The sequence below is a fragment of the Natronoarchaeum sp. GCM10025321 genome, from assembly GCF_042663585.1.
In the GTDB taxonomy this organism is placed as follows: domain Archaea; phylum Halobacteriota; class Halobacteria; order Halobacteriales; family Natronoarchaeaceae; genus Natranaeroarchaeum.
Map to the genome: position 1 here is coordinate 1,939,891 of NZ_JBHTAN010000006.1, position 14,060 is coordinate 1,953,950.

The 14,060-nt window shown below is 64.8% G+C and carries 14 protein-coding genes; 8 read left to right on the top strand and 6 right to left on the bottom strand.

Translation table 11 applies throughout. From position 1 onward, the window contains the following. Nucleotides 1-25: 25 nt before the first annotated feature. The 3 genes from lonB (at nt 26) to ACFQL3_RS12775 (ending at nt 3,698) form a co-directional block, all read left to right on the top strand. Complete coding sequence (gene lonB, locus ACFQL3_RS12765) at nt 26-2,284, top strand: ATP-dependent protease LonB (protein WP_377054865.1); 2,259 nt, start codon at nt 26-28, stop codon at nt 2,282-2,284. 132 nt (nt 2,285-2,416) lie between these two features. Next, nucleotides 2,417-3,322: a CPBP family intramembrane glutamic endopeptidase gene (locus ACFQL3_RS12770; RefSeq protein ID WP_377054867.1), complete on the top strand. Its 906-nt coding sequence runs from the start codon at nt 2,417-2,419 to the stop codon at nt 3,320-3,322. Nucleotides 3,323-3,347: 25 nt separating this feature from the next. After that, the gene (locus ACFQL3_RS12775; protein WP_377054869.1) at nt 3,348-3,698 is read left to right on the top strand and encodes a hypothetical protein; all 351 of its coding nucleotides are present in this window, start codon (nt 3,348-3,350) and stop codon (nt 3,696-3,698) included. On the opposite strand, the gene ACFQL3_RS12780 is transcribed toward ACFQL3_RS12775, so the two are convergent. Then, nucleotides 3,699-4,166, bottom strand: coding sequence for a methylated-DNA--[protein]-cysteine S-methyltransferase (locus ACFQL3_RS12780; RefSeq protein ID WP_377054871.1), 468 nt, complete (start codon nt 4,164-4,166; stop codon nt 3,699-3,701). It abuts the gene before it with no gap. A 94-nt stretch (nt 4,167-4,260) separates the two neighbouring features. Between ACFQL3_RS12780 and trpC the strand changes: the two genes are divergently transcribed. The 5 genes from trpC (at nt 4,261) to ACFQL3_RS12805 (ending at nt 9,385) form a co-directional block, all read left to right on the top strand. Beyond that, complete coding sequence (gene trpC / locus ACFQL3_RS12785) at nt 4,261-5,127, top strand: indole-3-glycerol phosphate synthase (RefSeq protein WP_377054873.1); 867 nt, start codon at nt 4,261-4,263, stop codon at nt 5,125-5,127. Further along, nucleotides 5,124-6,374 (top strand): tryptophan synthase subunit beta, encoded by a 1,251-nt coding sequence (gene trpB, locus ACFQL3_RS12790; protein WP_377054875.1) that lies wholly within the window; start codon nt 5,124-5,126, stop codon nt 6,372-6,374. The genes trpC and trpB overlap by 4 nt, the downstream gene beginning before the upstream one ends. After that, nucleotides 6,367-7,203, top strand: coding sequence for a tryptophan synthase subunit alpha (gene trpA / locus ACFQL3_RS12795; protein WP_377054877.1), 837 nt, complete (start codon nt 6,367-6,369; stop codon nt 7,201-7,203). The genes trpB and trpA overlap by 8 nt, the downstream gene beginning before the upstream one ends. 52 nt (nt 7,204-7,255) lie before the next feature. Further along, nucleotides 7,256-8,062, top strand: a complete 807-nt coding sequence (locus tag ACFQL3_RS12800) for a 2-amino-3,7-dideoxy-D-threo-hept-6-ulosonate synthase (RefSeq protein ID WP_377054879.1) — start codon at nt 7,256-7,258, stop codon at nt 8,060-8,062. 144 nt (nt 8,063-8,206) lie between these two features. Then, nucleotides 8,207-9,385 carry a 3-dehydroquinate synthase II gene (locus tag ACFQL3_RS12805; RefSeq protein WP_377054881.1) on the top strand — a complete coding sequence of 393 codons (1,179 nt, stop codon included), beginning with the start codon at nt 8,207-8,209 and terminating at the stop codon, nt 9,383-9,385. Between the two features lie 12 nt (nt 9,386-9,397). Here ACFQL3_RS12805 and ACFQL3_RS12810 read toward each other — a convergent pair whose 3' ends face one another. From ACFQL3_RS12810 to ACFQL3_RS12830, 5 genes are all read right to left on the bottom strand, one after another. Beyond that, nucleotides 9,398-9,856 (bottom strand): DUF6677 family protein, encoded by a 459-nt coding sequence (locus ACFQL3_RS12810; RefSeq protein ID WP_377054883.1) that lies wholly within the window; start codon nt 9,854-9,856, stop codon nt 9,398-9,400. Between the two features lie 58 nt (nt 9,857-9,914). After that, complete coding sequence (locus tag ACFQL3_RS12815) at nt 9,915-10,592, bottom strand: type I 3-dehydroquinate dehydratase (protein WP_377054885.1); 678 nt, start codon at nt 10,590-10,592, stop codon at nt 9,915-9,917. Between the two features lie 105 nt (nt 10,593-10,697). Beyond that, nucleotides 10,698-11,669, bottom strand: a complete 972-nt coding sequence (locus ACFQL3_RS12820) for a transcription initiation factor IIB (RefSeq protein ID WP_377054887.1) — start codon at nt 11,667-11,669, stop codon at nt 10,698-10,700. Nucleotides 11,670-11,847: 178 nt separating this feature from the next. After that, nucleotides 11,848-13,272, bottom strand: coding sequence for a small ribosomal subunit Rsm22 family protein (locus ACFQL3_RS12825; protein WP_377054889.1), 1,425 nt, complete (start codon nt 13,270-13,272; stop codon nt 11,848-11,850). After that, the gene (locus ACFQL3_RS12830) at nt 13,265-13,999 is read right to left on the bottom strand and encodes a prephenate dehydrogenase (RefSeq protein ID WP_377054891.1); all 735 of its coding nucleotides are present in this window, start codon (nt 13,997-13,999) and stop codon (nt 13,265-13,267) included. The genes ACFQL3_RS12825 and ACFQL3_RS12830 overlap by 8 nt, the downstream gene beginning before the upstream one ends. Nucleotides 14,000-14,060: the final 61 nt, after the last annotated feature.

Below are 14,060 nucleotides of genomic sequence, written 5' to 3' on the forward strand. Positions count from 1 at the left end.
TGAAAACAGGTAACAGAACGATTCTATGAGTAACGATAGGGATACCGACGAAGACCCCCGCGGAGATGGGGGAAACGATCCGCCTGTGGAGTCCCCGGCATCAGAGCACGATGCTCGGGCTGACTCGACCGACGACGCCGGTTCGTCAGGCAGTTCTGACGAGCGGTCGCCAGGAGAGGAACAGCCCTCAGCGCCGGACGACGGCGCGAGTGACACGTCCGAGGAGAGTTCCGAAGACGACGAGGGAGTCGAACCGAACGAGGTAATCGATCCGGATTCGGACTTCAGCGACTCGTCCGAGGAACGCATCGACCGCTCGGATATAGACGACGACTACGGCCTCGACGACGAACTCGGTAGCGAGGTCGAAGCCGACGTCCGCGACGACTTCGACGACGACGACCTGCTCGGCGGACTCGACATCGAGTCGACCGACGACATGTCGATCCCCGAGCAGATGGTCGATCAGGTGATCGGGCAGGACGAGGCCCGAGACATCGTCAAGAAGGCGGCCAAACAGCGCCGCCACGTGATGATGATCGGCTCGCCGGGGACCGGTAAGTCGATGCTAGCGAAGGCGATGAGCCACCTCCTGCCGAAAGAGGATCTTCAGGACGTCCTGGTCTATCACAACCCCGACGACGGTAACGAACCGAAAGTCCGGACGGTACCCGCCGGCAAGGGAGACCAGATCATCGACGCCCACAAGGAAGAAGCCCGGAAGCGAAACCAGCTCCGGACCTTCCTGATGCTGATCATCGTGGTGATCATCCTCGGATACACGATCATCTCGAACGCGTCGATCCTGCTCGGGATTATCGCCGCTATCGCGGTGTACATCCTGTTCCGCTACACACAGCGTGGCAGCGATGCAGTCATCCCGAACATGATCGTCAACGCTACCGATCAGACGACCGCGCCGTTCGAGGACGCGACCGGCGCCCACGCCGGTGCACTGCTCGGTGACGTTCGGCACGACCCGTTCCAGTCCGGTGGAATGGAGACGCCGAGCCACGACCGCGTCGAACCCGGTGCGATCCACAAAGCCAACAAGGGCGTGCTGTTCGTCGACGAGATCAACACGCTCGACGTCCGCAGTCAGCAGAAACTGATGACGGCGATCCAGGAAGGCGAGTTCTCGATCACCGGTCAGTCCGAGCGCTCCTCGGGCGCGATGGTCCAGACCGAACCCGTTCCCTGTGACTTCATCATGATCGCGGCCGGGAACCGCGACGCGCTGGAGAACATGCATCCGGCCCTGCGCTCGCGTATCAAGGGGTACGGCTACGAGGTGTTCATGGACGATACCATCGAGGACACCCCCGAGATGCGACGGAAGTACGTGCGCTTCATCGCCCAGGAGGTCGAAAACGACGGCCGCCTGCCCCACTTCACGCCGGAAGCAGCGCGCGAAGTGATGCTCGAAGCGAAGCGCCGCTCCGGCCGGAAAGGCCATCTGACGCTTCACTTCCGGAGTCTCGGCGGCCTCGTCCGTGTCGCGGGCGACATCGCCCGTGCCGAGGACAAGGAACTCACCGAGCGTGAGGACGTCCTGCAGGCGAAACGCCGCTCGCGCTCGATCGAACAGCAGCTCGCGGACAACTACATCGAGCGCCGCAAGGACTACGAGCTAACGGTCGCGGACGGCGACGTCGTCGGTCGCGTCAACGGACTCGCGGTCATGGGCGAGGACTCCGGTATCATGCTCCCCGTCATGGCCGAGGTCGCCCCCGCACAGGGTGGCGGCCAGGTGATCGCCACCGGGAAGCTACAGGAGATGGCCGAGGAATCGGTCCAGAACGTCTCCGCGATCATCAAGAAGTTCTCGGACGTGGATCTCTCGGAGAAGGACATCCACATCCAGTTCGTGCAGGCAGGCCAGCAGGGAGTCGACGGCGACTCCGCATCGATTACGGTCGCGACGGCCGTCATCTCCGCGCTCGAAGACATGCCGCTCCGACAGGATCTGGCGATGACCGGATCGCTGTCGGTGCGCGGTGACGTGCTACCGGTCGGCGGTGTCACCCACAAGATCGAGGCCGCCGCCAAGTCCGGCATCGAGACGGTGATCATCCCCAAGGCCAACGAGCAGGACGTGATGATCGAGGACGAGTACGCCGAGATGGTCGAGATCATCCCGGTCAGCCACATCAGCGAGGTGCTCGACATCGCGCTGATCGGCGAGACCGAGAAGGACAGCCTCGTCGACCGCCTCAAGTCGATCACGGGCAACGCGCTCGACCGACAGGTCGGCGCTGGCAACTCGAACCCGAGCCCGCAGTAAGGCGTTCAGACGCCGGTCGATCCTTTTTTGTCGACATCACGATTCTCGGAGCGGTAGCTATCGCGGAGCGATGTTGCTCCCGAGAGCGGGGCGACGGTGCGTTTTTGTCGGTTCGGCGTCCTTTCTCTACCCGTGACACAGTGGCTCGTCTTCGCCGTGGTGACCGTGGTCGTTCTCGTCCTCGTCCTCGTCTTCGCACGGATGACGGCGTCTCTCGCGGGAGAGAGTGGCGGCGAGAGCGGTGAGGCCGGCCGCGCGCTGGAGGGCGTCGACCGGATCCCCGACCCGGGTTCGGAGTCCGCGAAGGAGCCCACGACCCCGCCAGTAGGCGGTGTCGAGGACCGGCCTGATACCGGTCCCGACGACCGAGGCGAGGGCGTGCCAGAGCAGTCCGGTCCCCGGCCGCGAGAGTCGGTCGACCTCGACGACCTCTCGAAACGCGAACTGTTCGCCAACGTCGCACTCACGCAGGGGGTGTTCGGTGCCGTCCTCGTCGGGGCGGCGTGGTGGACCGGCGTGCCAGCCTCGGCGCTCGGCGTCGAGCAAACGAGTGCAAGCATCGGCGTCGAAGCGGTCGCGCTCGGCACCGGAATCGGGCTTGCGCTGTACGTCGCCAACGCCGTCGCGGCCCTCGGCCTCGAACGGGTCGGTGTGGAGTTCGACGAGATGCTCCGGGAACTACTCGCACCGGACTCCCTTCGCGAGTGGGTCGTGCTCTTCCTGTTCGTGTTGCCGACTGTCGCGGCCTTCGAGGAACTCCTCTTTCGGGCGGCGCTGATCGGCGCATTCTCGACTGGCTTCGGCCTCTCGCCGTGGTTGCTGGCGGCCATCTCCTCGGTCGCGTTCGGCCTCGGCCACGGACTGCAGGGACCGGGGGGAATCGTCGTCACGGGGGCACTGGGCTTTGTTCTCGCGGCCGCCTTCGTTCTCACGGGAAGCCTGCTCGTCGTGGTAACCGCTCACTACCTCATCAACGCCGCCGAGTTCGTCGTCCACGAGGGACTCGGCGTCGACCTGTCGGAAAACAGTAGTGCCTAAGTGCTGTGTGCGTCTGAGTCACGGTATGAGCGGACTGGCGGACCTCCCGCGGTGGATGAACCTGGCGCTGATCGGTAGCATCTTCGGATACGTCATGATGCTACTGTACGGCACCGCTACCGGGGATCCGGTCGCTGAGCTAACCGCCGACGTGTTGTTCGGGATTCTGGCAATCGCCATCGGCGCGGTGCTGTACTGGGCCGCGGAGAGTCGGACCGATCCGGTGCGTGCCGCGGGCGCGAGTTTCGTCACCGGGGGCCTGGCACAGTTCCTTGCGGTGCTGATGGACGACGTAGCGCTCGATCTGCTCGCGACGCTTGCGGTGCTGAGCGGTGTCGGCCTGTACATGTACGGAACCAGAACTTCGGGCGAGTAGCTACAGTCCTTCGATCGATCGCAACCGCTCGGCAACGTCCGGCGGCGTCGCACCCGGCGCGTTGCCGATGCGATGGTCGGGCACGAAGATCGGTGCGGGGTTCTCCCGCAGTGCGGTGCGGACCGTTTCGAGGTCGGCGTCGTCCTCGTGGGAGAGGCCCGATGTCATCCGCGTGAGCGCATCCATGTCGATCGATTTTCCGAACGGGACGTCCCGGACAGATTCCAGTACCCGCCGCTGATCGGTCGGGACCGTCAGCGCTACCTGTACGTCGTCGAACCCGTCCTCTTCTCTCGCGGTCAGATACGCCTCCAGACGGTCGAGCACTGGATGCTCGCTGAGAGCCCCCTCCTCGGGCGTTTCGGGAAACGTCACCCGGAGCACCTTGCTGCTCGCGACGCCGATCTGGATGTATCGATCGATAACGTCGAACTCACGTGCGTAGATGCCGGCATCCTCCGTGGCCATGTGTTTGGATCCGGGCGTCAGGGACTTGAAGATTCCCGACGCGCCCCGACGGTGCGCAAGCCTTATGTACATATCCGTCCGTTAATGTACGATAATGAACGCTGATGATGCGGTCGCACCGGCGGTTCGATCGATCCTCGACGCGGCACGCTCACGCCCTGATCCCGACGGCGAGCGTGTCGACGTCCAACCGCGGTCGCTTCCCGACGCCCTCGCCAGCGCCGAGGCGGACGGCCGGGCCCCGGTCATCGCGGAGGTGAAGCCGACCAGTCCGACCACTGGGGAGACTCGCAGGGACGACCCGGTCGAACTGGCACAGGCGATGGTCGAGGGCGGTGCGGCGGCACTGTCGGTGCTGACAGAACCGGATCACTTCGGCGGGAGTCCGGCGTACCTCGAACGCGTCCGCGAGGCCGTCGACGTGCCGGTCCTGCGGAAAGATTTCGTGGTTCGAGAGCCCCAACTCGACGCCGTCGAGGCGGACGTGATCCTGTTGATCGTCCGCTTTGTCGACGACCTGCCCGGCCTGCTCGCCGCCGCGCGCGAGCGAGGGTTTCAGGTGCTCGTCGAGGCCCACACCGAAGCGGAACTCCGCGAAGCGGTCGAGGCGGGGGCGACGTTCGTCGGCGTGAACAACCGCGACCTGGCCAAACTCGACGTGGATCTCGGCACGTTCGAGCGGGTCGCCGCCGAGACGGAGGCTGTAACCGAGGACGTAACCCTGATCGCGGAAAGCGGCATCTCGAACCGCGCGGACGTCCACCGACTGCGGGCGGCGGGTGCAGACGCCCTGCTGATCGGGAGCGCGATCATGAACTACGGCGAGGGCGACGATCCGGCCGCGACGGTCCGGTCGAACACCGAATCACTCACGTCTACCGAGTCCGGAGACGGGGATAGCAACGCGCAGGACGGTTCGGCAAGCGACGACGCGACACCAACGGAGACACGAAACTCATGAGTACAACGAAGTTCGGAGAGTACGGCGGACAGTACGTGCCGGAAGTGCTGATGCCGGCAATCGAAGAGCTAGACGACGCCTACGAGCGCTACGTCCTGGAGAACGAGGACGGCTTCATGGACGAGTTCAGGGAGCGACTGGCCGACTTCGGCGGCCGACCGACGCCCCTCCAGCGCGCCGATCAGTTGAGCGACCGCTACGACGCGGAGGTCTACCTCAAACGCGAGGACCTGCTCCACGGCGGCGCACACAAACTCAACAACGCGCTGGGACAGGTGCTGCTCGCGAAGTATATGGGGAAAGAACGCATCGTCGCCGAGACCGGTGCGGGCCAGCACGGCACCGCGACTGCGATGGCGGCGGCGTATCTGGACATGCCCTGCGAGATCTATATGGGCAAACGCGACATCAACCGCCAGCGTCCCAACGTCTTCCGGATGCGGCTCAACGGTGCGGAACTCAACACCGTGACGGTCGGCCGGGGCACGCTCAAAGAGGCAATCAACGAGACGATGCGGGACTGGGCGACCAACGTCGAGGACACCCACTACGTCATCGGCTCTATCGTCGGCCCGCACCCGTTCCCGCGGATGGTGCGTGACTTCCAGTCGGTGATCGGCCGGGAGATCCGCGCACAGATTCAGGAGAAGGTGGGTCGCCTGCCCGACAGCGTCCTCGCCTGTGCGGGCGGCGGATCGAACACGATGGGTACTTTCCACGAGCTAGTCGGCGACGGCGACGTTTCCCTGTTCGCCGTCGAGGCGGGCGGTGACGGACTCGTCGTCGACGACGAAGAGGGCGTTGCGCCACACTCGGCGTCGCTATCGACCGGAAGCGAGGGTGTGCTCCACGGCGCGCGAACCAAGTTGCTGCAGGACGCCGACGGTCAGATCGTCGAGTCCCACAGCGTCTCCTCGGGACTCGACTACGCAGGTGTCGGCCCCGAACTCTCACATCTCGTCGACGAGGAGCGCGTAACTCCGGTGAACGTCGACGACACGGCCGCACTGGAAGGGTTCCACCGCCTCTCCCAGCTAGAGGGCGTGATTCCGGCGCTGGAGACCGCACACGCCTTTGCATTCCTCGAAGAGACGCTCGGTCCGGACGCCAGCCAGAGCCACGACCTCGGCGACCTGATCGTCGTAAACGTCTCCGGCCGCGGCGACAAGGACCTCGAAGCGGTGATCGAAGAGACCGAGAAGCGCGACCTCGATTCCGCACCGTCGATGGAGGTCCTCTATGAGTGACGAAATAGAGGACGCCTTCACGGGCGACCCGGCGCTCGTCCCGTACATCACTGCGGGTGATCCTGCACCGGAGGCGACCGCCGAGTACGTCGAAGCGCTCGCCGCGGGCGGGGCAGACGTGATCGAACTGGGGATGCCCTTCTCGGAACCGATTGCGGACGGTCCGACGATCCAGAACGCGATCCAGCGGGCACTGAAGGCCGGCACGACCCCCGAACGGTACTTCGAGATCGTCGAGTCGCTCGATATCGACGTGCCGGTCGTCTGTATGACGTATTACAACCTGCTCTACCAGTACGGGGAGAGCAGTCCGGGCGAAAGCGATTACGACCGACTCCAGCGCTTCGTCGAGCGGGCCGCCGAAGCGGGCGTCTCCGGACTCATCATCCCCGACCTGCCCGTCGACGAGAGCGACCCGCTCCGGGACGCCTGCGACGAGCACGGCCTCGACCTGATCTTCATCGTCGCGCCGACGACGACCGACGAGCGCCTGCGGAAGATGCGCGAGCAGGTCTCGGGGTTCGTCTACGTACAGGCCAGACTCGGCACGACCGGCGCGCAGGCCGACGTCAGCGACACGACACACGAGAGCCTTGCCCGACTCTCCGAGTGGGATGTCCCACGAGCAGTCGGCTTCGGCGTCAGCAAGGGCGAACACGCCACCGAAATCGTCGAAGCGGGCGCGGACGGCGTCGTCGCCGGCAGCGTCTTCGTCGACATGGTCGCAGAGGGCGAGGACGTCGCCGAACGCCTCGAAGCGAAAGCCGCCGAACTCAAGCAGGGAGCGCTCGATGGGACCACGAAGCGGACCGCCGAACCGGAACGATAACTGCCACGAATCGCAACAACCATAACCTACGGTTGCCACAGACTCACATACTATGAATACGGGAACGATCGCACGACTCCAGCGTATCGGGACAGGAGGGAAATACCTCATCGTCCCGATGGATCACGGGATCACACTGGGCGCAGTAACGGGACTCAAAGATATCGAATCGACGATCGACGGGATCACGAGCGGCGGCGCGGACGCCGTCCTCACGCAGAAAGGGCTCGCTCCACGGGTCCACGAGCACAAAAACGGTGCGGGCTACATCATCCATCTGAACGCCTCGACGGCTATCGGCCCGGACTCGAACGACAAGCGCCGCACCGGGACGGTCGAGGAAGCGGTCCGCGTCGGTGCCGACGCCGTCTCCTATCACATCAACGTCGGCAGCAAGTACGAGCGCGAACAGCTAGCCGATCTGGCGGAAGTGACCGACGAGGCCGACCGTCTCGGCGTCCCGGTCCTGGCGATGGCCTACGCCCGCGGCGAGCATCTCGAAGGCGACGATCCGGAACACAACGCCGAGTATCTGGGCCATGCGGCCCGCCTCGCCGAGGAGGCCGGTGCCGACGTCGTCAAGACCGCCTACAGCGGCGACGCAGCGAGTTTCGCCCACGTGACGAGTTCGACCAGCCTGCCGGTCGTCATCGCCGGCGGAAGCCCCGGCACCGACCGCGGGACCGTCGAGATGGTCCGCGGCGCGATGGACGCCGGCGCGGACGGCGTCTCGATGGGTCGGTCGATCTTCCAGCACGACGATCCGGAAGCGATCACGACCGCGGTCAGCGCGGTCATCCACGACGACTGCTCGACCGAAGAAGCGCTCGACCGGGCTGACCTCGCTGTCGAAGCCTGACGTTTTGTCCTCGCCGCCGCGCTCTCTCCTGCGGACACTATCCGCCGGGTCCACGTGGTCCCTCCAGCAACGAGTTCGACCGTGGCGGCGGGGGCCCTGCCCGCTTCCGCCACGTTCAAGCCGGACCGCTGCGAGCGTTGGGACATGACACGCGAAGTCTGGCTGAAGGCCGACGACTCCGTCGGCGACTGGGATCAGCGGCGCAAGCGGATCACGGCGGGCCTGGAGTCCGGCGTCGACTGGATACTCGTCGACGAGGACGACGTCGCGAAGGTACGAGAGCTCGGCGACGTCAACGTGGCGGCCTTTCGCACCGGCGGCGACGTCGACGTCATCGACGACGCTGAGTCCGAACAGGAAGCCGCCGATGCCGATGCCTACATCGTCGGCAAAGACGGCGAGGGCGACGGGACAGTAGACCTTCCGAGCGACTTCTCCGGCTCGGCCGACCTCTCGACGCTCCGGCGCGAGGACAACCGCGCTGACGGCGCGTACGTTCGTATCTTCGACGAGGACTACGAAGCGTTCGCCGAGGCCGCCGCCGACGAGGCCGACTACACGATGATCGTCAGCGAGAACTGGTCGATCATTCCGCTGGAGAACCTCATCGCGCGGATCGGCGACGAGACGACGTTGATCGCCGGCGTCACCAGCGCCGAGGAGGCACAGACGGCCTACGAGACCCTGGAGATCGGTGCGGATGCCGTCCTGCTCGACAGCGACAATCCCGACGAGATCCGCTCGACGGTCGAGGTCCGCGACGAGGCCGAACGCGAGACGCTCGATCTCACTCAGGCTGAAGTGCGGACCATCGAACGCGCCGGTAGCGCCGACCGCGTCTGCGTCGACACCGGCTCACTGCTCGAACACGACGAGGGGATGTTGATCGGGTCGATGTCACGTGGTCTCGTCTTCGTCCACGCCGAGACGGCCGAGTCGCCGTACGTCGCTTCCCGGCCGTTCCGCGTCAACGCTGGTGCGGTCCACGCCTACATCCGAACGCCCGACGGCGGCACGAAATATCTCTCTGAACTCAAAAGCGGCGACGAGGTACAGGTCGTCGACACCGACGGCAACACCCGCGAGGCAGTCGTCGGACGCGTGAAGATAGAACAGCGCCCGATGTTCCGCCTCGAAGCGGAGCTCGACAACGGCGACCGGATCGAGACGCTGATCCAGAACGCCGAGACGGTGAAAGTCGCGACGAACGAGGGCCGCAAGGCCGTCACCGACCTGGAAGCCGGTGACGAGATCATGCTCTACCACGAAGATACGGCTCGGCACTTCGGGGAAGCCGTCGACGAAAAGATTATCGAAAAGTAACGGTCGGGACTGTCAGACGTTCCCTGCGCCGTCCGCCTCGCCGGTCGGGTCCGCGTTCTTCGTTCCCTCGGTTTCGTCTAGCTGTTCGAGTTCTGTCGTACACCAGTGACAGAACGTGAGGTCCTCGTCGAGTTCCTTCCCACAGTAGGGACAGGACGCCGCGACGTCGTCCTCAGTGGCTGTCGGCCGGTCGACGTACGCCGCGAGGACGTAGGCGTCGAGGACGTTGAAAAACAGGATGGACGAGAGCGCAAGCGACTCGCCGAAACTGAGCTGTTGAGCAACGGCCTGGGCACCACCGAGCACCGTGTCGGCGGACTCGAACGCAGCGTTCGGAATAATGAACACGACTGCGGAAACGACTAGACCGAACCAGAGGAGGGCGCGGAGCCAGCGACGGAGGTACGCGTGCCCCAGACCGGGGTAGACAAACGCAAGCAGGACAGCGATCAGCGGACGTTTCCGGATCATGACCTTTGCTCAGGTTAGCTACCGTGGACTCATTAGACTGTCGACAGCGAGCCAGCGGTTACTCCTCTGCTCGGAGGTCGTCGACGAGCCGTCGGAGTGTTGACAGATCGTACTGTCCGGGCGCAGTCGCGTCCGCAGGGTCGACGGGTGCGTAGCCTATCGCAGAGCCGTAGACGGGCGCAACAGCGCGGGAGTGTCGACCCTGCTCACCCATCGCCATCGTCGCGACGGTCTCTCCCCGTGCGCTGAACGCCTCTGTCGCCCCGAGGAGGTCGAGTACGTCTCGGGTGCTCCGTGCGGTGACGGCTAGCTTGCCGACGTCACCGCGATTCGTCGCCCGTCGGAGGAGTTTTCGGAGGTCGGCCGCCGAGGGCGTGCGCTCGAAGTCGTGGGTCGACGCGATGACGGACACGTCTTCGGCCCGGGCACTGGCCGCGGTCTCTTTGCCCTGCTCCGTCTCCAGGCTGTTCAGTTCCACGTCGATTGCCTCGACTGCTGGTAGCTCTGCGGCCGTCGCGAGCGTTTCGAGACGTCCGTTTTCGGGTGCCTCGCCGCCCTCCCACTCGGCGCGGTTGGTCGCGATAATCGGGAGTTCGCCGTCGTATTCGTGGAGCGCCGGCACTGGATCGGCAGCGAGATCCATCCGGAACTCGACGGCATCGGCGTGGTCGCGGGCAACTGGTTCGTCGTCGAGGCTCGCGGTCGAGGCCGCGAGCACGAACGAATCGAAGTTCATGTCTACGGACACGGAAGGGGGAACAAAAAAAGGTGCGTTACACGTTGACAAGCCTGATACGGGCGCTGTCGCTCGAGAGGGAGAGAACGTAAAACCGATGACAGATCAGGCGAGACCGAGGCTCTCTTCGGCTTCGAGGAGTTCGTGGTAGCGGTTACGGATCGTGACTTCGGAGATGTCGGCGACCTCGCTGACTGCGGCCTGGGTCGTCTTCTCGTTGGTCAGCAGTGCAGCGGCGTACACTGCGGCGGCGGCGAGACCGACCGGCGACTTGCCGCTGTGGACGCCTTTCTCTTTGGCGTTCTGCAGAAGCTTGCGGGCGCGGTGCTCGGACTCGTCGGAGAGACCGAGGCCGGAGGCAAACCGCGGCACGTAGCTCTCGGGGTCCGCCGGTTGGACTTCGAGGCCGAGTTCGCGTACCACGTAGCGGTAGGTCCGGGCGACTTCGTTTTTCTCGACGCGGCTGACTTCCGCAATCTCGTCGAGACTGCGGGGGACGCCGGCCTGACGGGCGGCGGCGTAGACACAGGCCGTCGAGACGCCTTCGATGGAACGGCCGGGGAGGAGGTCCTCGTTGAGGGCGCGGCGGTAGATGACGCTGGCCGTCTCGCGGACGTTGCTGGGCAGGCCGAGCGCGCTGGCCATCCGGTCGATTTCGCCGAGTGCCTGCTTGAGGTTGCGCTCTTTGCTGTCACGAGTGCGGAAGCGCTCGTTCCATTTGCGAAGCCGCTGCATCTTCTCGCGCTGCCGCGACCCGAGGGAGTTGCCGTACGCGTCCTTGTCGCGCCAGTCGATGTTCGTCGAGAGCCCTTTGTCGTGCATCGTGTTCGTCGTCGGCGCACCAACGCGGGACTTCTGGTTTTTCTCCTGCGCGTCGAACGCGCGCCACTCGGGGCCACGGTCGACCGAGTCCTCCTCGACGACGAGTCCACAGTCAGTACAGACGGTCTCGCCGTGTTCCTCGTCGTTGATGAGCTGGCCGCTACATTCTGGACAGGCAAGCCCCTCGTCGTTGCTTTCCTGTTCTTGTTCCTGTTCTCGGTCGCGCGTTCGCGTGCGGGTGTTTGATTCAGTCATTGGTGCGAAGGCGGATGCTAACCGGGCAGGTAACCCTGGAAAAATCCCGGGTGATTCCTTTCGTATGACTTGCGAGCACTCCTATATAATAGCTTTGGTATGGAAATCCCATCGGGCAGAGCGAGCGGTTATACCTCACGAATAGCGATAATAATCAAAACCTTCATGTTGTTGAGTATCACGCAACCATCGCGTCGACAACCGTCTCGCCATCGACGACCAGATTGTATGCGCCTTCGTCGTCGTTCCAGAGCGCCAGCACCGACTCGAACGCCAGCAGGTCCCCGTACTCGGCATCGACGAGGTTCCGGTTGAGCGACGTCTCCCGCGTCAGGACGGCGTAGTGTTCGACCGACTCGCTCCCATCGCTGATCTTGAATAGCGGATTGGCGTCACCCTCGGAGAGCGAGTGACTGAGTTTGAGCGCCAGCAGATCGATCCGGTTCGAGACGTGCGCTTCCATCTCTGCCATCTTGGCCCAGCGGTCTGGGTCGGGCGTTGCCTCCAGTCGCCGTTTCCCGTCGGTTCTGAGGATCGAGTGGGAGAACTGCACGTCCACGTTGACGAACTCGCCCTGATGATGGTCGGGGTCGGTCGCGGCGTCTTCGATGCGCTGCTGGAACGACGGCACCGCGAGGTCGGGTTTGACGTCGAACGACCAGCCCCGATCGGTGGGCGATTCGTCGGGCCAGAGTCGGATCGTCGGCGAGTAGACCGTCGCACCAGGTCCCGTCGGATCGTCGGCGAGAGCGCGTTCCACTTCCCGCAGTTCCGTGCTGGTGTTCCTGTCGGCGGGCGCCAGCGCGACCATCGATCCATCCGGCGCGAGGGCGTCCAGATACCGCGTCGCAACTGCCGTCGGATCCGACAGTTCGCTGAGCACGTTGCCGAAGAGTATCAGGTCGAACTCGCCCGGCGGGTCGAACGACTCCGCCTGCTCGGAGTGAATCTCCGTGTGGACGTTCCGCCCCGTCGCGTCGAGCATCGAGGAAAGCACCGTCTCGGCCTCGCTTGGTTCGACCGCGTGATACTCGACCAGCGCGTCGTCGGGGAGTAGATCACAGAGTCCCAGCGCGGGGCCGCCAACGCCCGCTCCGACATCTAGTACTCTGAGCGTTCGGGGTAGCAATCGACGGTCGATCAGGTCCGAGAGCGCGTACTGGACGACCGCGTAGTAGTCCGGCAGGTGATAGATCGCGTACGCCAGCGCCGCCTCGTAACCGTACTCGACTGGGTTCTGGCGGTAGTAGGCGTCTTTGAGCTTCCGGATCCGGTCTCGAAGGATCTCGCCGGACTCGCCCGTGGGCCAGTCCCGGCCGTACTCTTCGGTCAGCAAGTCTTCGAGCCGTTGCCCGTACTGCTCGGGGAACCGGTCGATGCGTCGGACCTCGGTCGTCACTGGCTCCTCCTCGACCGGCACGAACGTGCCGTCGTCGGTCTCGACGAGGCCGAGGTCGACCGCCTCCTCGCGGAGGGTTTGGCGCACGACCGCGGGATGTGGCTGGCTCTCTATGTACTCGTAGATCTCCTCGGGATCGATCGGTCGCACCTGTCGGAGATACTTCGCGTTCTCGCGGATCGCCGTTCGTTCGTCGTCAGTCATCAGTAGTAGTCCTCTCTGCGGCCCGGTAGAGTCGCTCGAACGCCTCGTCGTCCGCCTCGGCGATCCGGCGGGCCGCCGCCGCGACGTCCTCTGCACCGTCGAACGTCGACTGGATTTCGGCGTAGACCGCCGGCGTGTTGCCCGTCACCTGCTCGACCAGTTCTTCTAGCCCGCCCGACACCGGCGTCTGGAACCGATCGGGAACGTCGTCGGTCGCCAGCGCGTACGCGAGCACTGCTGCATGTGCGCTGGCCTGCACACTGTTCATCGCCTCGTCGTGTTCTTTCGGGGTTGTCTCGAACAGATCGTTGCCCGCCGCCGCGAGCGCCGCCCGCAGTTCGTCGGTGACCGGCCCGGCGTTGTCGGAGACGACGGCCACGTTGCCCGGGGCGTTCTCCGGCGCGAACAGCGGGTGGAAACTGATGCGTTCGAGCTCCGGGGCGTGGGTGCGCATCGCATCGACCGCCCCCGCCATTGCGCCCGTAACGTCGATGATCGCCGCAGTCGCCCGATCCGCGTACGTCGCAATCGTGGCCTCGGCGGCGGACATCGGAACGGCGATACAGACGACCTCGTACTGCTCGTCCGGCGCGGCGGTGCGGCCGCCGACAGCCTCCACTGCGGCCGCTGCGGCGGCCTCGTCGAGATCCGTGAAGACGGGCGTGGCATCGACGGTCCCGCCGATCCAGCGGCCCATCGCACCCGCGCCGACGATCAGTACCTCCATCGAGGCGAGATAGCAAGCCTCGCCTCAAAAGAGATTCGGAAGTCAGGGGCTACATTCCGAA

Coding starts and splice junctions, on each gene's coding strand:
- ACFQL3_RS12800 (WP_377054879.1), top strand. CDS start 7,256: ATGAATACGGGAACGATCGCACGACTCCAGCGTATCGGGACAGGAGGG.
- trpB (WP_377054875.1), top strand. CDS start 5,124: ATGAGTACAACGAAGTTCGGAGAGTACGGCGGACAGTACGTGCCGGAA.
- ACFQL3_RS12825 (WP_377054889.1), bottom strand. CDS start 13,272: ATGACTGACGACGAACGAACGGCGATCCGCGAGAACGCGAAGTATCTC.
- trpC (WP_377054873.1), top strand. CDS start 4,261: ATGAACGCTGATGATGCGGTCGCACCGGCGGTTCGATCGATCCTCGAC.
- ACFQL3_RS12805 (WP_377054881.1), top strand. CDS start 8,207: ATGACACGCGAAGTCTGGCTGAAGGCCGACGACTCCGTCGGCGACTGG.
- ACFQL3_RS12810 (WP_377054883.1), bottom strand. CDS start 9,856: ATGATCCGGAAACGTCCGCTGATCGCTGTCCTGCTTGCGTTTGTCTAC.
- ACFQL3_RS12780 (WP_377054871.1), bottom strand. CDS start 4,166: ATGGCCACGGAGGATGCCGGCATCTACGCACGTGAGTTCGACGTTATC.
- ACFQL3_RS12820 (WP_377054887.1), bottom strand. CDS start 11,669: ATGACTGAATCAAACACCCGCACGCGAACGCGCGACCGAGAACAGGAA.
- ACFQL3_RS12830 (WP_377054891.1), bottom strand. CDS start 13,999: ATGGAGGTACTGATCGTCGGCGCGGGTGCGATGGGCCGCTGGATCGGC.
- ACFQL3_RS12815 (WP_377054885.1), bottom strand. CDS start 10,592: ATGAACTTCGATTCGTTCGTGCTCGCGGCCTCGACCGCGAGCCTCGAC.
- trpA (WP_377054877.1), top strand. CDS start 6,367: ATGAGTGACGAAATAGAGGACGCCTTCACGGGCGACCCGGCGCTCGTC.
- lonB (WP_377054865.1), top strand. CDS start 26: ATGAGTAACGATAGGGATACCGACGAAGACCCCCGCGGAGATGGGGGA.
- ACFQL3_RS12775 (WP_377054869.1), top strand. CDS start 3,348: ATGAGCGGACTGGCGGACCTCCCGCGGTGGATGAACCTGGCGCTGATC.